Below are 18,942 nucleotides of genomic sequence, written 5' to 3'. Positions count from 1 at the left end.
GCCCCAATGCTGGCCCAGAATCAAGGCCGACGCGCTGCCCCGGCCGCCTCGCCCATGTCCCCATGGCTATCCGGCCGGTTGATCGCTGCCAGTGGCCTGGCGTTGGTGCTGTTTCTGCTGGCCCACCTGGCCGGCGTGGCCCAGCTGGTGCTCGATCCGGCCGGTTTTGAAGCGCTGGCGGCCTGGCTGCATGCCAGCCCCTGGTTCCCCGGGGCGGAACTGGGGCTGGCTCTTGCGGCCCTCACCCACGTGGCACTGAGCCTGCAGCGGCTGCTCCAATCTGCCCGTGCGCGTGGTGAGGCCGGCTACACCCAGCTGCGCAGCCGTCGCCCCGACCGCCTCGCCGCCTTTGCCTCCCGCACCGCGCCGCTCAGCGGCAGTGTTCTGCTGCTGTTTCTGCTGGTGCATCTGCGCCAGTTGCGCTGGCAGCGGCCGCCGGCCGGGCTGGAGGCGCAGGCGGTGGCCCAGGCGCTCAGCTCTCCCTGGGCTCTCGCGCTTTACCTGGCGGCGGCCGTGGCCCTGGCCCTGCATCTGCTGCACGGCAGCGAGAGCGCCCACCGCAGCCTGGGCCTGCTGGAAGCCGCCAACGCTGAACGCCTGCGCAGGGGCGGCTGGCTGCTGGCACTGCTGGTGGGCGGAGGCTTCGCGCTGGTGGCGGGCCTGGCCGCCGGTGCGGCAGGTGGCCTGGTGGCGGGAGCTGCTCAAGGCCTGGGGAGCTTGGTGGGCCTGGTGGGTCTGCTGCCATGAAGCTCGATCCCCAGCTGCCCGGCGGGGCGATTCAAGGCGCCTGGACGCAGCGGCGCCGGGAGCTGCCGCTGATCAGCCCGATCAACAAACGGCGCTTCAAGGTGCTGGTGGTGGGCAGCGGACTGGCGGGGGCCTCCGCCGCCGCCACGCTGGCGGAGCAGGGCTTCCGTGTGACCCTGCTGACATACCACGACAGCCCGAGGCGGGCCCATTCGGTGGCGGCGCAGGGGGGCATCAATGCCGCCCGCAACTACCAGAACGACGGCGACAGCGTCGAGCGGTTGTTCCTGGACACCGTGAAGGGGGGCGACTTCCGGGCCCGGGAGGCCGGCTGCCACCGCCTGGCGGAAATCAGCGGGGCGATCATCGACCAGTGCGTGGCCCAGGGGGTGCCCTTCGCGCGGGAGTACGGCGGCACCCTGGCCAACCGCAGCTTCGGCGGCGCCCTGGTGAGCCGCACCTTCTACGCCCGTGGCCAGACCGGCCAGCAACTGCTCTACGGCGCCGTGCAGGCCCTGCTGCGCCAGGTGGACGCCGGCCGGGTGGAGCTGCTCACCCAACGGGACGTGCTGGATCTGATCACGGTGGAGGGGGTGGCGCGCGGGGTGGTGTGCCGGGTGCAGGCCAGCGGCTGCCTCGAGGCCCACACCGCCCATGCGGTGCTGCTGGCCAGCGGCGGTTACAGCAACGTGTTCCACCGCTCCACCAACGCGGTGAAGTCGAATGCCAGCGCCATCTGGCGCGCGCACCGGCGCGGTGCCGCCTTCGCCAACCCCTGCTTCACCCAGATCCATCCCACCTGCATCCCCAGCGGCGATCCAGGCCAGAGCAAGCTCACGCTGATGAGCGAAAGCCTGCGCAACGACGGCCGCGTGTGGTTGCCGGCCCAGGCAGGCGATGCGCGAGCGCCGGACGCCATCCCCGAAGCCGAGCGGGATTACTTCCTGGAGCGCCAATACCCCACTTACGGCAACATGGTGCCCCGCGATGTGGCGTCGCGCCGGGCCAGGGAGCGCTGCCTGGAAGGCCACGGCGTGGGGCCCGGCGGTCGCTCGGTCTATCTCGATTTCAGTGACACGATCCACCGTGAGGGCCGCGCCGCGATCGAAAGCCGCTACGGCAATCTCTTCGCCATGTATGAACGCATCACCGGCAGCGATCCCTATGCCGAACCGATGCGCATCTACCCGGCGCCGCACTACACGATGGGGGGGCTCTGGGTCGACTACAACCTGATGAGCACCATCCCCGGACTGTTCGTTCTGGGTGAAGCCAACTACTCCGAACACGGCGCCAACCGGCTGGGCGCCAGCGCCCTGATGCAGGGCCTTGCCGATGGCCTGTTCATCGCCCCGGCCACGGTGGGCGGCTGGCTGGCGGGCCATCTGCACACCGAAGTGAACCCCGATCACCCGGCCTGCCGCGCCGCCACCGCATCGGTGCAGGCCCGCATCGACGGCCTCGGCAGCAGCGGCCTCGGCAGCAGCGGCGGGCGCAGCTGCGACAGCCTGCACCGAGAGCTGGGCGAGATCATGATCGGAGCCTGCGGCATCAGCCGCCACGCCCAGGGCTTGCGTGCCGCATTGGCCCAGGTGCAGGCGCTGGAGCAGGCCTTCGCCGAGGAGCTGCGCCTGCCGGAGCCGCGCGCGGGGCGCAACCCCGAGCTGGAGAAAGCCCTGCGGCTGGAGGATTTCCTGCAACTGGCGGCCTTGATGCTCCGCGATGCGCTGGCGCGGGAGGAATCCTGCGGCGCCCACTTCCGCGAGGAGCACCAGAGCGCCGATGGCGAGGCGCTGCGCGACGACGCCAAGTTCTGCCACATCGCGGCCTGGCAATGGAACGGTGACGGCCAGGAGCCCCTGCGCCACTGCGAACCGCTCCACTACCGCCACGCCACGCCCAGCCGTCGCAACTACCGATGAGCAACACGACCATCCGGCTCACGTTGCGCATCTGGCGCCAGGAGGGCCCGCAGCAGGCTGGTGCCTTCGTGAGCTATGCGCTGGAGCCGCTCAGCCCCGATCTCTCGCTGCTGGAAGCGCTCGATTGCCTCAACGAAACCTTGCTGATGGCTGGTGAGCGGCCGGTGTGCTTCGACCATGATTGCCGCGAGGGCATCTGCGGGGCCTGCGGCTTCATGGTGAACGGCCAGGCCCATGGCCCCCAGCGCGCCACCAGCGTCTGCCAGCTCTACCTGCGCCACTTCCGCGATGGCGACACGCTCACGCTTGAACCCTGGCGCGCCCGGGCCTTCCCGCTGCAACAAGACCTCAGCGTTGATCGCTCCGCCTTCGACCGGCTGCTGGCGGCGGGCGGCTACGTGTCGGTGAACACGGGCAGCGCACCGGCGGCCAATGCTCTGCTGGTGGGCCGGGAGCAGGCGGAGCAGGCCTTCGCCGCCGCCAGCTGCATCGGCTGCGGCGCCTGCGTGGCCGCCTGCCCCAACGCCTCCGCCAGCCTGTTCGTGGCCGCCAAGCTGGGCCATCTCTCCTTGCTGCCCCAGGGGCAACCGGAGCGGCAGCGGCGCTCCGCCGCCCTGCAGGGCGCCATGGTGGCCGAGGGCTTCGGCAGCTGCAGCAACCAGCTGGAATGCTCCGCCGTGTGCCCGAAGGAGATCTCCGCCGACTGGATCAGCCGCATGAACCGCTCCGGCTGATCGATTCACCGAAGGGGCCGACTGACGGGCTGCCCCACTGGCCGACCGCCGTTGCGGCTACAGAAAGGCTGCCAGATCCGCGCACGCTGCCATGCTGGCCGCAGAACAATGAACTTCTTCGTCAAACTCACCGATGCGATGGCGAGCCGCCAGTCGCTGCTGATCACCGGTTTGGATCCCAACCCGGAGATGCTGCAGACCTGGACCCGCCATCACCCCTCCAATGGCTCGTTCCTGGCTCAGGCACGGCGCTGGATCAAGGCGGTGATCGACGCCACTGGTGATCACGTCTGCGCCTACAAGCCGAGCCTCGGCTTTTACCAGGCGTTGGGACCGATCGGCATTGAGCTGCTGCACGAGGTGCGCGAGCTGGTGCCGCGGGACATGCCCCTGATCCTGGATGCCAAGCACGGCGATCTGAACACCTCCTCGGCCCTGGCCCACTACGTGTTTCGGGAACTGGGCGCTGACGCCCTCACCCTCTCACCGCTGGCCGGTCAGGACATCGTCGCTCCGTTTCTGCTCTACCCGGAGCGGGCCGTGGTGATCACCTGCCACAGCTCCAATCCCGGCGCCCGGGTGTTTCAGCACCACCCCGATGAAGAGCGGCCGCTCTACACAACGGTGGTGCGTGAGAGCCAGCTGTGGGCCACCGCCGAGCAGCTGCTGCTGGAGGTGGGCACCAGTGATCCGGCGGTGCTGGCGCGGGTGCGCAGCGAGGCACCGGAACGCTTCTTGATCCTCCGCAGCCTCTGGGAGCAGGAGGAGCGGCTGGAAGCTTTGCTGCAGGCGGGCCTCAATGCCTCCGGTGATGGTCTGCTGCTGCCCCTGCCCCAGCACCTGCTGGTGCAGAAGGGCATGGCGGCCGGCACCAGCGCCCTGCGCAGCCAGATCGAAACCATGCGGCACAGCTGGCTCAGCAACGTGGCTGATCGCTGCGAGCTGTGGTTGCCGGCGCCGGTGGGGGCAGCGGACACTGCTGCCTCCGGCGACAGTGCCGAAGCTGCCCTTGAAGGTGGTGAGGATGACGTGGCTGCAAGTAAGGGAGCAGCGCGTGAAGGCCCGGCCGCCGGACGCCGCACAGGTGGCTCTGGAGCCGTGAGCGGCCTTGCGGAGCGTGAGGGTGCGGGGTCCAACAGTCGTGTCAGCAGTGTCGATCCGCTCGATGAGCTGATCGTGGAACTGTTCGACGTGGGCTGCCTGCTGTTCGGTGAGTACGTGCAGGCTTCCGGCGCCATTTTCAATTACTACATCGATCTGCGTCAGATCATTTCCGACCCCAACCTCTTCCACCGAGTGCTGCATGCCTACACCGGCCAGCTCGAAGGGTTGCGGTTCGATCGGATCGCCGGCATTCCCTATGGATCACTGCCCACCGCCACCGGCCTGTCGCTGAAGCTGCATCTGCCGCTGATCTATCCCCGCAAGGAAGTCAAGGCCCATGGGGCGCGGCGGTTGATCGAGGGCGACTTCAACGAAGGCGAAACCGTGGTGGTGGTCGACGACATCCTGATCACCGGTGGCAGCGTGCTGGAGGGCATCGCCAAGCTCGAGACCTCCGGCCTTGTGGTTCATGACGTGGTGGTGTTCATCGACCATGGCGGCCAGGCCCGCCAACGCCTGGCAAAAGCGGGTTACCGCACCCATGCGGTGCTGACGATCCCGCGCATCACCAGCGTGCTGGTGACTGCCGGCCGGCTGAACAGTGCCCAGGCTGCTCTGCTGGATGGCGGGGCTGCAAAGGGAACCTGATGGCCAGACCACAGCGTGCAATGGCGGTGTTGGGCATCCTGTTTTGCTTCGGTTGCTAGGAATCCTTCAGTCAGCGTCTCAAAGGCGTGGCGCAAGGAGGGAGCAGCTCACTGCTGCAGTGATCAATGATCAAGGGGAAAGACGATCATTCGGAGACAAGCGTCTGAATCTTTGAAGCCGGTGCGATCTTTTGTTCCAGATCCGACAGAACAGCCACCGAGCCGAACGCCAGTAGCTTGTCCCCGGCTTGAATCACCGCCTTCTCATCTGGGAAACGCAGATAGGCTCCTTTTCGGCGAATGGCCTGAACGACGGTTCCGGGATGATCTCGCAACTCCAGTTGCGAAAGCGTCATTCCTACCACTGGACTTTCCTTGGAAATGGGGATCCAGAGGGACGAGTCGGATCCCATCGGCAGTTGTGAGATCGGCCCAGAAGCAAGCTGCTTGAAGGCCGCCAACTCATTGGCTTCTCCAACCAACAGGTAACTATCGCCTACCTCGAATCGTGTTTCGGCATCTGGATAATCGATTTTGTCGCCGTTGGCGCGGGTGATGGCCATCACAATCACGCCAGTTAATGAGCGCAGATGAGACTCGCCAAGGGTTTTACCAAGCAAAACTGACTCTGGAGGCAAGAAATACAGCTTTGTTGCCATCGTGCGGGTTGCTTCCTTGATCTCGCGGAAGATCTGCTCCTTGGTCTGCTGAGGACGAAGGGTGGAGTAGTGGGAGTCGCGGATTTGTTGGATGGTTTGCTGAATCGCTGCCAAAGGAATGCCCAAACCGGAAAAGAGATGGGTGGAAAGCTCAAGGCTTGCCTCAAACTCTGGCTGCACAACCTCTTTTGCCCCCATTTGATAAAGAGGTTCAATGTCTTTCTCTGTGCTGGCACGCACAACCAGGTCGAGTTCAGGATTGAGCATCAACGATCGCTTCAGGCACAGCCGAATGCTCATGGGATCAGGCAGGGCAATGGCCATGCCCCTGGCTTGGGTCACTCCAGCTTTATCGAGGACGAGAGCGCTGGCTGCATTTCCAAAGATATAGGGAATCTTGGCATCCCTGAGCTTTTGAACATACTGCTCTGACTGCTCAATCACCAGGACGGGGTAGTTGCGTTCAAGCAAAAGTTTCACGATATTGCTGCCCACTCTTCCATACCCACAGACCACAATGTGATCCTGGAGAGTCGTCACATCGTCCGAGCTTTCCAATGGACCATCGGCTTGTGCAAACCAGGGCAACGACTCTGCTTTCTCTAAGAGTGCCGGCAGCCACCTCAGCACGAAAGGAGTGACGATCAATGTAACAGCAGTAGTTCCCAGGATCAATGAATAGACGTTTTCAGAGATCAGGCCAAATTTGCTACCCTGACCTGCCAGTACAAACGAGAATTCACCAATCTGCGCCAAACCCAGCCCTGCGATGATGGCCGTCTTGAGAGGATAGCGAAACAAGACGACCAGGGGTGCAACGATCAACGACTTCCCGATTAAAACGAAGCTGACCAAGCCCAGTATCAGCGGGAGATTATTCCAAAGGAAGACAGGGTCAATCAAAACGCCAATCGCAGCAAAGAATGCCGCTGCACAGATGTCCCTGATGGGCTCAACGTAATCCAGGGTTTGGTCTGAATACTCAACTTCTGAGATCATCAGCCCCGCCACAAATGCACCCATTTCTGTTGAAAGTCCAATTCTTCCAGTGAGCAGTGCAATGCCAAGGCAAAGTGTCACGACCCCCAGCAAAAAAAGCTCGTGGCTTTCGGTTTTCGCCAACAGCTGCAAGTAAGGAGGAATGAGCCATTTCCCCACCACAAAAGCACCAAGGGCGAAGAGGGCGAGTTTCAGCAAGGCGATACCGATCGCAATTCCTAATTGCTCAATCGGGCTGTTCAGAGCCGGCAAGATCGCAAGCATCAAGCCAAGAGCAAGATCCTGAACGATCAAGATGCCCAGCATCACCTGTCCGTGGGACGTTGAGGTTTCATCCTGCTCAGCCAGAGCCTTGATCACCACGGCGGTTGATGAGAGTGACACCAGCTCGCCGAGAAAGATGCCCTGCGGGACAGTGGTTACCCAGCCGGCCACCACCGCTACCAAGGCGGTGAGGGATATCGTGATCAGCAGTTGTAACCCACCACCACCCAAGGCAATCTTTTTTACCTTGTTGAGTTCAGCAAAAGAAAACTCAACACCGATAGTGAAAAGAAGGAACGTAACACCGAGTTCGGCGATTGTTTCAACTTCCTCATAGTTACCAATCAGCCCCAGTTCAAAAGGCCCAACAATCACACCTGCAAGTAAATAGCCAAGAATCACCGGCTGCTTCAACAAGGAAGCCAGCAAGCCGCCGAAGGCCGCTGCTGCAAAGATAATGATCAGTTCTGTCATTGTTCACCAACAAGCTCTGAGGATGGAATCAGATGATGATGTGTCTGGGCGACACTCAATGAAGCCTTTGATCACAAAGGCAAACCTGGCAGGATTGGGGCCAACCGTTTGTTCGCCAGCAGCTGATTGGGTGCAGTGAAATGAGGCACCGGAACACTGTGAGGACTGGGCAGAGTGTAAGCCGTCTTTGCGGATGGATTGGTTGAATCGCGAAGATCAGCGATGCAACACCAGCGATGCAACCCAGGGCTGCAACCCAGGGCTGCAACGCCAGCCAGGGCTGCAACACCTGGGCTGCAATGCAACACCAGGTCTGAAAGACCAGGGAGGAACCACCTGGGGCGATGAATGCAGGGTTGAGACACCCAGGGCCGAGAAATGGCAGCACGATTGGCAAGGGTTCGGCGCTTCCCTGCTGTCGGCAGCTTGCTGTGTCGTTGGCTCGCGGCACAGTTACTGGCCCCCCTACCCCTCAGCCCACCAGTCGCCAGGGCAGGGTCTGGCCGGCATGGAACGGCACCAGCACCTCCACACCGCCGTTGCCATCGGCCAGCTCCAGGCGCCGTGGAACGGGCACCGGCTCACGGCGCAGTTCCACCGTCTGCTCATGGGGCGGCAAGCCGTAAAAGCCAGGGCCGAAGAGCGAGGCGAAGGCTTCCAGCCGGTGCAGTGCCCCCTCCTGCTCGAACACCTGGGCGTAACTCTCCAGCGCATGGGGTGCATTGAAGATCCCGGCGCAACCGCAGGCGGCTTCCTTGGCGGAGCGGCGGTGGGGTGCGGAATCGGTGCCAAGAAAGAAGCAGGGGTTGCCGGAGACGGCGGCTCGGCGCAGGGCCAGGCGGTGGCGCTCCCGCTTGATCACCGGCAGGCAGTAGAAATCGGGCCAGAGGCCGCCGCTGAACATCGCATTGCGGTTGAGCTGCAGGTGGTGGGGGGTGATCGTGGCGCAAACCCGTGGGGAGTCGCCGCCCGCCTGGCTCTCCACGAAAGCCACCGCTTCGCTGGTGGTGATGTGCTCGAGCACCACCTTCATGCGGGGATAGCGTTCCAGCAACGGCTGCAGATGCCGCTCAATGAAGACCGCTTCGCGATCGAAGATGTCGATCTCCGCGTCGGTGACCTCACCGTGCAGCAGCAGCGGCATGCCGATGCGCTCGAGCGTGTCGAACACCGGCGTGAGCTTGGCGATGTCGGTCACGCCGTGGGCCGAATTGGTGGTGGCGTTGGCCGGGTAGAGCTTCACGGCGGTGAAGATGCCGGCCCGATGGCCCCGCTCCAGTTCAGCCGGATCGATCGTGTCGGTGAGATAGGCGGTCATCAGCGGCTGAAAGCGGCTGCCGGGCGGCAAGGCGGCCAGGATCCGCTGGCGGTAGGCCTCGGCCATCGCCGCCGTGGTGATCGGCGGGCTCAGGTTGGGCATCACGATCGCCCGCCCGAACGCCCGCGCCGTGGCAGCCACCACCGCGTTGAGCAGGGGGCCGTCGCGCAGGTGCACATGCCAGTCGTCGGGGCGGCGCATCACCAGCGAACGGGGAGCCGCTTGAGGCGCAGCGGAGGAAGCGGACATCAAGCGGCGACCCGGGCTTGGACCTGATCGCCATCATCGCCGTCGCCTGAAGCGATGGAGAGGCGGCCTGCAACGTGTGGGCGTTGTGACCAGCAGCTCTTGTGTCCTGCTGGCAAACTGCGCTCACTTCGCCACAGCCCCGGATGCTTCAGCTGCGATCACCGCGCCTGCAACCATCACGTCTTCAGCCATCACGTCTGCGGCGGCCGCGTCTGCGATCCCTGCTGGCGGCGGCTCCAGTGGTGTTGTCCCTGTTGCTGGCCAGCTGCGCCAACGACGGCGGTGGCGGTGAAGGGGTGCAGAGCCAGAAGATGGAGACGATCCGCAGCCGCGGCAAGCTCGTCTGCGGTGTCGACGGCAAGCTGCCGGGCTTCAGCTTCCTCGGCCCCGACGGCACCTACAGCGGCCTCGACGCCGACACCTGCCGGGCCGTGGCCGCCGCCATTCTCGGCGATCCCGAACAGGTGGAATACCGCGACCTCAACTCCAGCGAGCGCTTCGCGGCCCTCGCCAGCGGCGAGGTGGACATGCTCGCCCGCAACACCACCATGACCCTGAGCCGCGATGCGGCCGGTGGCAACGGCATTGCTTTTGCTCCCACCACCTTCTTTGACGGCCAGGGCCTGATGGTCCCGGTGGCCAGCGGCATCAAGACCCTCAAGGATCTGGCGGGCAAGCCGATCTGCGTGGAGAGCGGCACCACCACCGAGCTCAACCTGGCCGATCGCATGCGCGAGCAGGGCATCGCCTACACCCCGCTCAAGTTCCAGACCGGCGATCAGACGTACGCTGCCTATCTCGGCGACCGCTGCGTGGCCGTGACCAGCGACCGCTCCCAGCTGGCCGCCAAGCGCAGCAGCTTCCCGCAGCCCGATGCCCACATCCTGCTGCCGGTAGTGATGAGCAAGGAACCGCTCAGCCCCGCCAGCGTCAATGGCGATCCAGTCTGGGCCGATGCCCTGCGCTGGACCGTCTATGCCCTGTTCCAGGCGGAAGAGCTGGGCATCACCCAGGCCAATGTGGCCGCCAAGGTGGCGGAAGCCAAAGCCAACACCAACCTTGCTGACCTGCGCCGCTTCCTTGGCGTGGAGGGTGATTTCGGGCAGCAGCTGGGCTTGCCGGCGGATTTCGTGCCCAAGGCGATCGCGGCGGTGGGCAACTACGGCGAGATCTTCGAGCGCAATGTGGGCGCCGGCTCCCCGCTCAAGCTCGACCGGGCCGAGAACCGGCAGTGGAAAGACGGTGGGCTGATTTACTCCCCACCCTTCCGTTGAGCGCTTCGCGATGAGCGACATCCAGCGGGTTCCCTGGTGGCGGGATCGGCGCGTGGTTCCCTGGCTGGTCCAGGGGGCTGTGGGGCTGGCGATCCTAGTGGTGATTGCCCTGCTGTTGGGCAACCTGGTACGCAACCTCACCGCCGCCGGGCTGCTGCTCACCTGGCGGTGGCTGGGGCAACCCGCCAGCTTCGATGTGGCCGAAAGCCTGATCCCCTTCGATGCCTCGATGCCCTACTGGCGCGTGCTGGTGGTGGGGCTGGTGAACAGCCTGCGGGCGATCGTGGTGGGCCTGGTGGGGGCCACCGTGCTGGGCACGGCGGTGGGGATGGCCGCCTTCAGCGGCAATGGCCTGCTGCGCCGCCTGGCGCGGGTGTATGTGGAGGTGATTCGCAACATCCCCCTGCTGCTGCAGTTGCTGTTCTGGTACTTCGTGGTGTTCCTGGCGCTGCCGAACAGCACCGCAGCCTTTCAATGGCCCGGCGTGGTGCTCTCCAAGTCCGGGCTGTATCTGGCCTGGTTCGCCGAAGGCTTTCAGTGGCAGGGGCCCACCCTGGTGAACGATGTCTGGCGGGCGCCGCTGCGCCTATCTGTGGAGTTCTCCGCCCTGATCACCGGCCTGATCACCTACACCGGCGCATTCGTGGCCGAGGTGGTGCGCGGCGGCATCGCCTCGGTGCCCCGTGGGCAGTGGGAGGCGGCCACCTCGCTGGGACTGCACTGGAGCGCCACCATGCGCACGGTGGTGCTGCCTCAGGCGCTGCGGGTGATCGTGCCGGGCCTCAACAGCCAGTACATCTCCCTGGCCAAGAACTCCGCGTTGGCGGTGGCGGTGGGCTACGCCGATCTCTATTCCGTCTCTGAAACCACCCTCAACCAGACGGGCCGCGCCCTGGAAGTGTTCCTGCTGCTGCTCGGCGCCTATCTGCTGATCGATCTGGTGATTTCGGTGCTGATGAACGGCGTCAACCAACTGGTGCAGATTCGCGAGCGCTGATGACCTCTTCCTCCCCGCCACTCCTCCCGCCTCGGCCCGCTCCCCCCTCCGCCCGCCGCAGCTGGCGCGGGGCGCTGCGTCAGGAGCTGTTCGCCACTCCCCTCGACGGGGTGATCAGCGTGCTGTTGCTTGCCGCCCTGCTGGCCGCTGGCGTGGGCTTCTGGCACTGGGCCTTCCGCCAGGCCCAGTGGGCGGTGATCCAGGCCAACACCACCCTGTTCGCCGTGGGGCGCTACCCACTGCCGCAGCAGTGGCGCCTGTGGTTGCTGGTGGCCCTGGCGGCGGTGACGACCGGCGCGAGCTGGGGCCTGCTGCGCAGCCATCCGCGTGCGGATCGCAGCGGCACGCTCTGGCCCTTCAACGACCTGGTGGCCATTGCCGTGCTGGCCTTTCTGGCCGCCTGGCTGCCGGCTGCGCTCAAGCTGCCGGTGCCGCTCCAGCTGCGCTGGTGGGCGATCACGGCGCTGCTGCTGGTGCTGCGGGGGGTGGCGGGCCAGTGGGGGGGGCTGGTGCCGCGGCGCCTGCTGCGCTTCCTGCCCCTGTTCTGGCCGGCGCTCTACCTGTTCGGCATGGTGCTGATCGCCGGCGGGCTGGGCGTTCCGCGCGTGCCGCCGTCGGAATGGGGCGGCCTGCTGCTCACCCTGCTGATGGCCAGCTTCGCCATCCTGCTCAGCTTCCCGATCGGCATCGTGGTGGCCCTGGGCCGCCGCAGCAGCCTGCCGTTGCTGCGCTGGAGCTCGGTGCTCTACATCGAGTTCATCCGCGGCGCCCCGCTGATCACCCTGCTGTTCCTGGGGCAGAACATCCTCGGCTACATGCTTCCCGGCGGCTGGGCCCCCGACCGCGTCTGGCGCGCCGCCTGGGTGCTCACCTTCTTCTGCGGGGCCTATCTGGCGGAAGCCGTGCGCGCCGGTCTGGCGGCGGTGCCCGTCGGTCAGCTGGAGGCCGCCCGCTCGCTGGGGTTGTCGATGCCGCAGGCCCTGCGGCATGTGGTGCTGCCCCAGGCCCTGCAGATTGCCCTGCCCGCCACGGTGGGGCAGTTCATCTCCCTGCTGCAGGACACCACCTTGCTGTCGTTGATCGGCCTGCTCGAACTGCTCGGCACCGCCCGTACGGTGATGGCCAACCCAGAATTCCTCGGCAAGAACGCCGAGGTGTATCTCACCCTGGCGGTGCTGTTCTGGTGCTGCTGCGCCGCCCTTGGCCTCGGCAGCCGGGCGCTGGAGCTCCGCCTCAATCCTTCCCATTCCCCCACCTGACCATGGCCGCCAGCCCCTTGATGATTGAGGCCCGCGGGGTTCAGAAGTGGTACCCGAACGGCTTCCATGCCCTGCGCGGTGTGGATCTGAGCGTGAGCCGCGGCGAGGTGGTGGTGATCATGGGGCCTTCGGGTTCGGGCAAGAGCACCTTCATTCGCACCTTCAACGCCCTCGAAGATTTTCAGGAGGGCACGATCACGATCGATGGCATCGCCCTGTCCAACGACCTGCGCAACATCGATGCGATCCGCTGCGACACCGGCATGGTGTTCCAGCAGTTCAATCTCTTCCCCCATCTCACCGTGCTGGAGAACCTCAGCCTGGCGCCGGTGGTGGTGCGCAAGCGGCGGCGGGCGGAGGTAGAGGCCCAGGCCCTGGGGCTGCTGGAGCGGGTGGGCATCGCCGAGCAGGCGGGCAAGTATCCCGGCCAGCTCTCCGGCGGCCAGCAGCAGCGGGTGGCGATCGCCCGCTCGCTCTGCATGGAACCCCGCATCCTGCTGTTCGATGAACCCACCAGCGCCCTTGATCCAGAGATGGTGGGGGAGGTGCTGGAGGTGATGCGCGCCCTCGCCGCCGACGGCATGACCATGGTGGTGGTGACCCACGAAATCGGCTTCGCGCGCGAGGTGGCGCACCGGGTGGTGCTGATGTCGGAGGGGCAGATCGTGGAGGCAGCGGCCCCCACCACCTTCTTCACCAACCCCCAGCACGAGCGCAGCCGTCAGTTCCTGGCCCAGATCCTCTGAGCTGCTCAGCCCAGCACGTTCAACCCAGCAGCCCGGCCCAGATAGCCAGCTGCCGCCCGGCGCCGATCAGGGCCGCCGTGAGGATCAGCCGCAGCACCGGCCAGCGCCAGCGCAGCAGGGCCACGACCGCCGCCGCCATCAGCGCCAGCGCCGCCGGATCGAAGCCACCGCCCGCGCCGTCGGGCCAGAGCACATGGCCGGCGAAGAACACCGCCAGGTTGGCGATCACGCCCACCACAGCGGCGGTGATCGCCGTGAGCGGTCCACTGAGGCGGATGTCCTCGCGGCTGGCTTCCACCAAGGGCCCGCCCGCCAGGATGAACAGAAACGACGGCAGGAAGGTGAACCAGGTGACCGTGAGGGCAGCCAGCACCGCCAGCGGCAGGGCCGTCGCGGCAGCGGCCAGGCTGGTGGTGCCAGCGGCAAGGCTGGTGGTGGCGTCCGCGTCCAGGGTGGCGAGGGCGGTGTTCCAGCCGCCCATGAAGCCCACGAAGGTCACCACCATGATCAAGGGCCCGGGGGTGGTTTCACCGAGGGCCAGGCCGTCGATCATCTGGCTGGCGCTCAGCCACTGGTGCTGCTCCACCGCCCCCTGGGCCACGTAGGGCAGCACCGCATAGGCGCCACCGAAGCTGAACACGGCCACGCGGCTGAAGAAGCGGGCCATCGTGGTCAGCAGCCCATCCCAGCCACCAACGCCGCTCACCAACGCCAGCGGCAACACCAGCGCGGCGAACCCGGCCAGCAGGATCAGGGCCAGCCGGCGGCGATCGAAGCGGGCATGGGCGGGGGTGGGTGTGGCATCGCCATGAAGCGGGAGCCGCTCGGCCACAGGCATGACGGTGGTGCCTGCGCCTTGGCCAGGAGCAGCAGGCGACGCCTGGCGGGACGGGCTGAACAACTGGGGACGCCAGCGAGCTGCCAGCCAGCCGATCACGGCCGCTGTGAGCAGGATCAGGGGAAACGGCAGCCGAAACAGGGTGAGACCGGCGAAGGCCAGCACGGCCAGCGCCAGCAACACCGGGTTGTGCAGGGTGCGGCGGCCCAGCCGCCAGGCCGCCTGGATCACGATCGCCGTCACGGCCGGCTTGAGCGCCCAGAACACCGAAACCAGCAGCGGCAGCTGCCCCCAGATGGCGTACACCGCCGACAGCAACAGCAGCAACAGCAGTGAAGGCAAGATGAACAGGCTGCCCGCCACCAGAGCGCCGGGGATGCCGTGCAGCAGCCAGCCGATGTAGGTGGCCAGCTGCTGGGCTTCTGGCCCCGGCAGCACCATGGCGTAGTTGAGCGCGTGCAGAAAGCGCCGCTCCGAGAGCCAGCGACGCCGCTCCACCACCTCGCTGTGCATCAGCGCCACCTGCCCGGCCGGCCCACCAAAGCTGATCAGCCCCAGCTCCAGCCAGTAGCGGGCGGCCTCGCCGAAGGGCACCGGCCGGTGGCTGGAGGCTGGCGCAGCAGAGGATTCTGCGGCGGGATCGGACGGCTTGGCGCTTGGAGTCACGGCGTGCAGGCTCAACTGGATGCTGCGAGCTGATGGTGGCCCATGCAGGAACCGGATGCCGGTGTGCCGCTTGTCACGAATGGCTGGCCATTTCTGGCAATCGGTTGTCCTTGCTACGGGAAAGGTGCAACGGCGGACACAAGCTTTTGATTCCGTGGTGGAAACCACCGATCCGTATGTCTCAGATCCCACCGTCCGGGGAGGGGTGGCCTGGCCAGGGAGCGATGTCTCAGGTGCGCGTTGCCTTGGCTTCGGAGACGCCCTTTGGTCGGCGGACGACACTGGCGTTCGCGCTTCACTTCAGGCGGGCGGGAGTTGGCGGAACGCACGATCTGCGGCCGTGAATTTCCCCTTGTGGCTAAAACGTTTTCAGGTTCAAAGGTATGCCTTGGTGTTGAAGCCTGTTCTGAATGTGACGTCGTTTTCAATCGCGGCATTTTCCGCCATGGCGATGCATGCTTGGTTGGCGCGTCGCTCACTGCCGGCGATGCCTTCCTGGGTTGTACTTCAACACCTGATTAAGGGTCATTGGCAGAGCATCAGCCGACCATGCCGGCTGACCCAGCCTCTCCACGATCGGGCTGCCAGTGTTGCTACTTGTGCCACCGATAGGCAACTGATCGACACGATGGACGCCATCATTTGTTTCATCATGAGGGGCCCCACTCTGGGAAAACTCACCCCCATGGGAGACGCCATAGCAACGTTGCGCCAATCTGGGACAATCGCCAGAACCTGAATGGTTGCTGCTCACGATGTCGTTGGGTTTAAGAACGTTTCACTTGACACAATCCTCGTCGCATTCTGCCACGATCTACCACGAACGAAAACCCATCCATTCTGCCCAGCCCTTCAGCAATCCATGGCTTCCGCACGGACTTCTGTGAAATTTGCCAGCAGCCAATCTCTACAGGATGAGGGCGATGTGCAGGCCAAGACTTGATGCCGTATGCGGCTGCCAGCCACCGCATCTCCGCCTCAAAAGCGACTGCCTACCGGCAGATGACGAAGATGGGATCTTCTGATAGCTTGTCACTATTGGCTGGAACCTGCCTAAGCTGAGTTCCGGCTTCTTAGGCCCAAAACCAGCCCCACCAGCAGACCACCAAGCAGCTCCTGCTTCGGTCTCCGGTTTTTCACCGGTGCCTGATGGGTTTCCTTCCTCAACCACCGCATCACCGCATTCCTGATTCACTATGAAAAAAATCGAAGCGATCATCCGGCCCACCAAGATCGATGATGTGAAAACCGCCCTGGTGAATGCCGGAATCATCGGCATGACCATCACTGATGTGCGTGGCTTCGGCAGGCAGAAAGGCCAGGTGGAAACCTATCGTGGTGCCGAATACACCATCGAATTCATCACCAAGGTGAAGGTGGAAGTGGTCGTCGAAGACGACAAGGTGGACACGGTGATCGCCGCGATCACAGGCCCTTCCCGCACTGGGGAAATCGGTGACGGCAAGATCTTCGTGTTGCCGGTGGAGAGCGTTGTGCGCATCCGCACCTCGGAATCCGGAGCCGCCGCGATCTAACAGTCTGATCCCGAGGGTGAGCCTACGATCCTCCTGTGAACGCGTCTGAGCGGAGCCTTGACCAACGATCCACGCGGATCAGGCACCCAGTCGCTCAGACGCCTGCTGATTGGAGCCCCGCTTCCCACCAGCGCCCACGCCGAGGAACGGCTCACCAACGCCGAAGCTCTCGCCATTCTCAGCTCCGACGCCCTCTCCTCGGTGGCTTATGCCACCCAGGAGATTGTGCTCGTGCTGGGCATGGCCGGGGCCGCCGCCCTGCCTCTCACCCTGCCGATCACAGGCTTGATCGTGGCGCTGATGCTGGTGGTTGCGATCAGCTACCGGCAAACCATCAAGGCCTATCCCCAAGGCGGTGGCTCCTACCGGGTGTCGCACGACAACCTTGGTGTGATCCCTGGCCTCTGCGCTGCCGCTTCGCTGTCAATCGACTACACGCTCACCGTGGCGGTGAGCACGGCCGCTGGCATCGCCGCACTCACCTCCTATTTCCCCCTGCTCGGGGGCGGGCGCACGCCGCTGTGCCTGGTGGCGGTGGCCCTGCTGATGCTCGCCAACCTGCGCGGCGTGCGCTCCACCGCCCGCCTGCTCAGCCTGCCCACCTTTCTGTTCATGGGGGCGGTGTTCACCCTGGTGGTGGCCGGCCTGATCCAGTGGAGCCAGGGGTCGCTCAGCGCTGTGTCGCTGGCCGAGCAGAGCCGCCTGCTGAACAGCGAGCACGGCGCCGCGCTGGCGGCGCTGGGGCCGGTGCTGCTGATGCGCGCCTTCAGCTCCGGCTGCGCCGCCCTCACCGGCATTGAGGCGATCAGCGACAGCGTGATGGCGTTCAAGCAGGTGGAGTGGCGCAATGCCCGCCGGGTGCTCACCGTGATGGTGATCCTGCTGGCGTTGATGTTCAGCGGCATCAGCGCTCTGGCCACCGAGCTGGGCCTGGTGGCACAAGACACCGGTCCCACGCTCCTGTATCAGCTGGGGGAGCGCATCTTCGGCAATGGGCCGCTGTTGCTGCTGTTGCAGCTCACCACCCTGTTGATCCTGTTGCTGGCTGCCAACACCGCCTTCGCGGATTTCCCTCGCCTGGCCGCCTTCCTGGCCCAGGACGGCTTCATGCCGCGCCAGCTCGCTTCCCTCGGCGACCGGCTGGTGTTCACCAACGGCATCGTGCTGCTGAGCAGCTTTGCGGCGCTGTTGCTGCTGGTGTTCGACGGCAGTGTCAGCCGGTTGATCGCGCTCTACGCCGTGGGCGTGTTCGCCAGTTTCACCCTCTCGCAGGCGGGCATGGTGGTGCACTGGTGGAAGGGGCGACGCACCGCCGAGAGCTGGCGGGGCAAGGCGCTGGTGAATGGCCTGGGCTGCCTGGTCACCGGGGTGGTGTGCGGCGTGTTGCTGTTCAGCAAGTTCACCGAGGGGGCCTGGCTGGTGGTGCTGGGCGTGCCGCTGCTGGTGAACCTGTTTCTGGCGATCAAGGCCCACTACGGCCGCATGGCCCGCCGCCTCGGTCTCGATCCCGGCACCCCGCTCAGCTTGCCGCCAGCTCCGGAGCAGGGCGGCGCCCCGGTGGTGGTGCTGGTGGGGGCGCTCAACCGCGGCAGCGCCGAAGCGGTGCGGTATGCCCGCAGCATCGCCGGGCCGCTGGTGGCAGTGCACGTGGATCTCGATGGCAGCGGCGCTGAAGCGTTTCGCCAGCACTGGAACCAGACGCTGCCCCAGGTGCGCCTGGAGGTGCTGCCCTCCCCTTATCGCTCGCTCGTGAATCCGGTCACCTCCTTCGTGCAGCGCTTCGAAGCGGAGCACAGCAATGACCGCTCCAGCTTCTGCACCGTGGTGCTGCCCGTATATGTCACGAGGCGGCCCTGGGAGAAACTGCTGCACAACCAGTCGGCGCTGAATCTGCGCCAGGCCTTGCGCAACGGCGGCACCCGTGTGGTGACCACCGTGGGCTTCTATCTCTAGGGGCCGTTCCATGCCCGCCGAAACCCGCTCTGAGCCCACTCTGAGCCCGCCAAAATCTCCCTGGCCCTTTCAGCAGCGCCTTCAGCGGCGTCGATCCCATCACGTTCCTTTCTTTGCTTTCTCCTGCTCTGATCGCCCCTACCACCCAGCTCAGCCCGGCAGCATCACCCGGTTGATCACGTGCACGATGCCGTTGTCGCAGACGATGTCGGCGGAGAGCACGGAGGCATTCTTCACTTCAAAGGGCTCGGCGCAGCGGATCGGAATCGCGGCGCCTTCCAGGCTTTCCCAGCTGGCCTGCTCCACCAGCTCGCTGCGGCTGAAGGCACCGGCGAGCACGTGGAACTTGAGGATGCGCGCCAGCTGGGGCGGGTTGTCCACCAGGGTCTGCACGGTGCCGGGCGGCAGGGCGGCAAAGGCGTCGTCCACCGGGGCGAACACCGTGAAGGGGCCAGGGCTCTCCAGGGCTGCGGTGAGGCCGGCCACCTCCACAGCCGTGAGCAGGGTGGAGAACAGGCCGGCGCCTTTGGCGGTTTCGATGATGGTGGCCATGGCTG

14 protein-coding genes are annotated in these 18,942 nt (G+C 65.3%); 10 read left to right on the top strand and 4 right to left on the bottom strand.

Going from position 1 to position 18,942, the window contains the following annotated elements:
- The first annotated feature begins 54 nt into the window (after nt 1–54).
- The 4 genes from KBY97_RS00390 to KBY97_RS00375 all read left to right on the top strand — a co-directional run bounded on the left by KBY97_RS00390 (nt 55) and on the right by KBY97_RS00375 (nt 5,155).
- Nucleotides 55–747, top strand: coding sequence for a succinate dehydrogenase (locus KBY97_RS00390; protein ID WP_255144663.1), 693 nt, complete (start codon nt 55–57; stop codon nt 745–747).
- Complete coding sequence (locus KBY97_RS00385) at nt 744–2,669, top strand: fumarate reductase/succinate dehydrogenase flavoprotein subunit (protein WP_255144662.1); 1,926 nt, start codon at nt 744–746, stop codon at nt 2,667–2,669. Before KBY97_RS00390 ends, KBY97_RS00385 begins: the two co-directional genes overlap by 4 nt.
- Nucleotides 2,666–3,403, top strand: coding sequence for a succinate dehydrogenase/fumarate reductase iron-sulfur subunit (locus tag KBY97_RS00380; protein ID WP_255144661.1), 738 nt, complete (start codon nt 2,666–2,668; stop codon nt 3,401–3,403). The genes KBY97_RS00385 and KBY97_RS00380 overlap by 4 nt, the downstream gene beginning before the upstream one ends.
- Before the next feature lie 108 nt (nt 3,404–3,511).
- A complete protein-coding gene (locus KBY97_RS00375) occupies nt 3,512–5,155 on the top strand; it encodes a bifunctional orotidine-5'-phosphate decarboxylase/orotate phosphoribosyltransferase (RefSeq protein ID WP_255144660.1) in 1,644 nt (547 codons plus the stop codon).
- 145 nt (nt 5,156–5,300) lie between these two features.
- Here the strand turns inward: KBY97_RS00375 and KBY97_RS00370 are convergent, their stop codons facing one another.
- Entirely contained in the window at nt 5,301–7,550 is a 2,250-nt protein-coding gene (locus KBY97_RS00370; RefSeq protein ID WP_255144659.1) for a cation:proton antiporter, read from the bottom strand.
- A 472-nt stretch (nt 7,551–8,022) separates the two neighbouring features.
- Complete coding sequence (gene pyrC / locus KBY97_RS00365) at nt 8,023–9,117, bottom strand: dihydroorotase (RefSeq protein WP_255144658.1); 1,095 nt, start codon at nt 9,115–9,117, stop codon at nt 8,023–8,025.
- A gap of 143 nt (nt 9,118–9,260) precedes the next feature.
- Here pyrC and KBY97_RS00360 point away from each other — a divergent pair, with 143 nt between their 5' ends.
- The 4 genes from KBY97_RS00360 to KBY97_RS00345 are packed head-to-tail and all read left to right on the top strand — an operon-like array spanning nt 9,261 to nt 13,393.
- Nucleotides 9,261–10,391, top strand: a complete 1,131-nt coding sequence (locus KBY97_RS00360; protein WP_255144657.1) for an amino acid ABC transporter substrate-binding protein — start codon at nt 9,261–9,263, stop codon at nt 10,389–10,391.
- Between the two features lie 10 nt (nt 10,392–10,401).
- Complete coding sequence (locus tag KBY97_RS00355) at nt 10,402–11,388, top strand: ABC transporter permease subunit (RefSeq protein ID WP_255144656.1); 987 nt, start codon at nt 10,402–10,404, stop codon at nt 11,386–11,388.
- Nucleotides 11,388–12,647 (top strand): amino acid ABC transporter permease, encoded by a 1,260-nt coding sequence (locus tag KBY97_RS00350; protein ID WP_255144654.1) that lies wholly within the window; start codon nt 11,388–11,390, stop codon nt 12,645–12,647. The genes KBY97_RS00355 and KBY97_RS00350 overlap by 1 nt, the downstream gene beginning before the upstream one ends.
- A 2-nt stretch (nt 12,648–12,649) precedes the next feature.
- Nucleotides 12,650–13,393 carry an amino acid ABC transporter ATP-binding protein gene (locus tag KBY97_RS00345; protein ID WP_315857123.1) on the top strand — a complete coding sequence of 248 codons (744 nt, stop codon included), beginning with the start codon at nt 12,650–12,652 and terminating at the stop codon, nt 13,391–13,393.
- Between the two features lie 19 nt (nt 13,394–13,412).
- Here KBY97_RS00345 and chrA read toward each other — a convergent pair whose 3' ends face one another.
- Nucleotides 13,413–14,897, bottom strand: coding sequence for a chromate efflux transporter (gene chrA, locus KBY97_RS00340; protein WP_255144653.1), 1,485 nt, complete (start codon nt 14,895–14,897; stop codon nt 13,413–13,415).
- A 1,196-nt stretch (nt 14,898–16,093) separates the two neighbouring features.
- Here chrA and KBY97_RS00335 point away from each other — a divergent pair.
- Nucleotides 16,094–16,432, top strand: coding sequence for a P-II family nitrogen regulator (locus KBY97_RS00335; protein WP_255144652.1), 339 nt, complete (start codon nt 16,094–16,096; stop codon nt 16,430–16,432).
- Between the two features lie 57 nt (nt 16,433–16,489).
- Nucleotides 16,490–18,385 (top strand): APC family permease, encoded by a 1,896-nt coding sequence (locus tag KBY97_RS00330; RefSeq protein ID WP_255144651.1) that lies wholly within the window; start codon nt 16,490–16,492, stop codon nt 18,383–18,385.
- 150 nt (nt 18,386–18,535) lie between these two features.
- On the opposite strand, the gene KBY97_RS00325 is transcribed toward KBY97_RS00330, so the two are convergent.
- Entirely contained in the window at nt 18,536–18,937 is a 402-nt protein-coding gene (locus KBY97_RS00325) for a fasciclin domain-containing protein (protein ID WP_255144649.1), read from the bottom strand.
- Nucleotides 18,938–18,942 lie beyond the last annotated feature (5 nt).

The sequence above is a fragment of the Synechococcus sp. ATX 2A4 genome (genome assembly GCF_024346375.1).
Taxonomy (GTDB): Bacteria; Cyanobacteriota; Cyanobacteriia; order PCC-6307; family Cyanobiaceae; genus MW101C3.
This window is presented reverse-complemented; position numbering and strand designations above follow the sequence as displayed.

Bases quoted from the DNA above. Each gene is read 5' to 3' on its own strand.
- KBY97_RS00390 (WP_255144663.1), top strand. From the start codon at position 55: ATGTCCCCATGGCTATCCGGCCGGTTGATCGCTGCCAGTGGCCTGGCG.
- KBY97_RS00345 (WP_315857123.1), top strand. From the start codon at position 12,650: ATGGCCGCCAGCCCCTTGATGATTGAGGCCCGCGGGGTTCAGAAGTGG.
- KBY97_RS00335 (WP_255144652.1), top strand. From the start codon at position 16,094: ATGAAAAAAATCGAAGCGATCATCCGGCCCACCAAGATCGATGATGTG.
- KBY97_RS00370 (WP_255144659.1), bottom strand. From the start codon at position 7,550: ATGACAGAACTGATCATTATCTTTGCAGCAGCGGCCTTCGGCGGCTTG.
- KBY97_RS00355 (WP_255144656.1), top strand. From the start codon at position 10,402: ATGAGCGACATCCAGCGGGTTCCCTGGTGGCGGGATCGGCGCGTGGTT.
- KBY97_RS00360 (WP_255144657.1), top strand. From the start codon at position 9,261: ATGCTTCAGCTGCGATCACCGCGCCTGCAACCATCACGTCTTCAGCCA.
- KBY97_RS00385 (WP_255144662.1), top strand. From the start codon at position 744: ATGAAGCTCGATCCCCAGCTGCCCGGCGGGGCGATTCAAGGCGCCTGG.
- KBY97_RS00325 (WP_255144649.1), bottom strand. From the start codon at position 18,937: ATGGCCACCATCATCGAAACCGCCAAAGGCGCCGGCCTGTTCTCCACC.
- pyrC (WP_255144658.1), bottom strand. From the start codon at position 9,117: ATGTCCGCTTCCTCCGCTGCGCCTCAAGCGGCTCCCCGTTCGCTGGTG.
- KBY97_RS00380 (WP_255144661.1), top strand. From the start codon at position 2,666: ATGAGCAACACGACCATCCGGCTCACGTTGCGCATCTGGCGCCAGGAG.
- KBY97_RS00375 (WP_255144660.1), top strand. From the start codon at position 3,512: ATGAACTTCTTCGTCAAACTCACCGATGCGATGGCGAGCCGCCAGTCG.
- KBY97_RS00350 (WP_255144654.1), top strand. From the start codon at position 11,388: ATGACCTCTTCCTCCCCGCCACTCCTCCCGCCTCGGCCCGCTCCCCCC.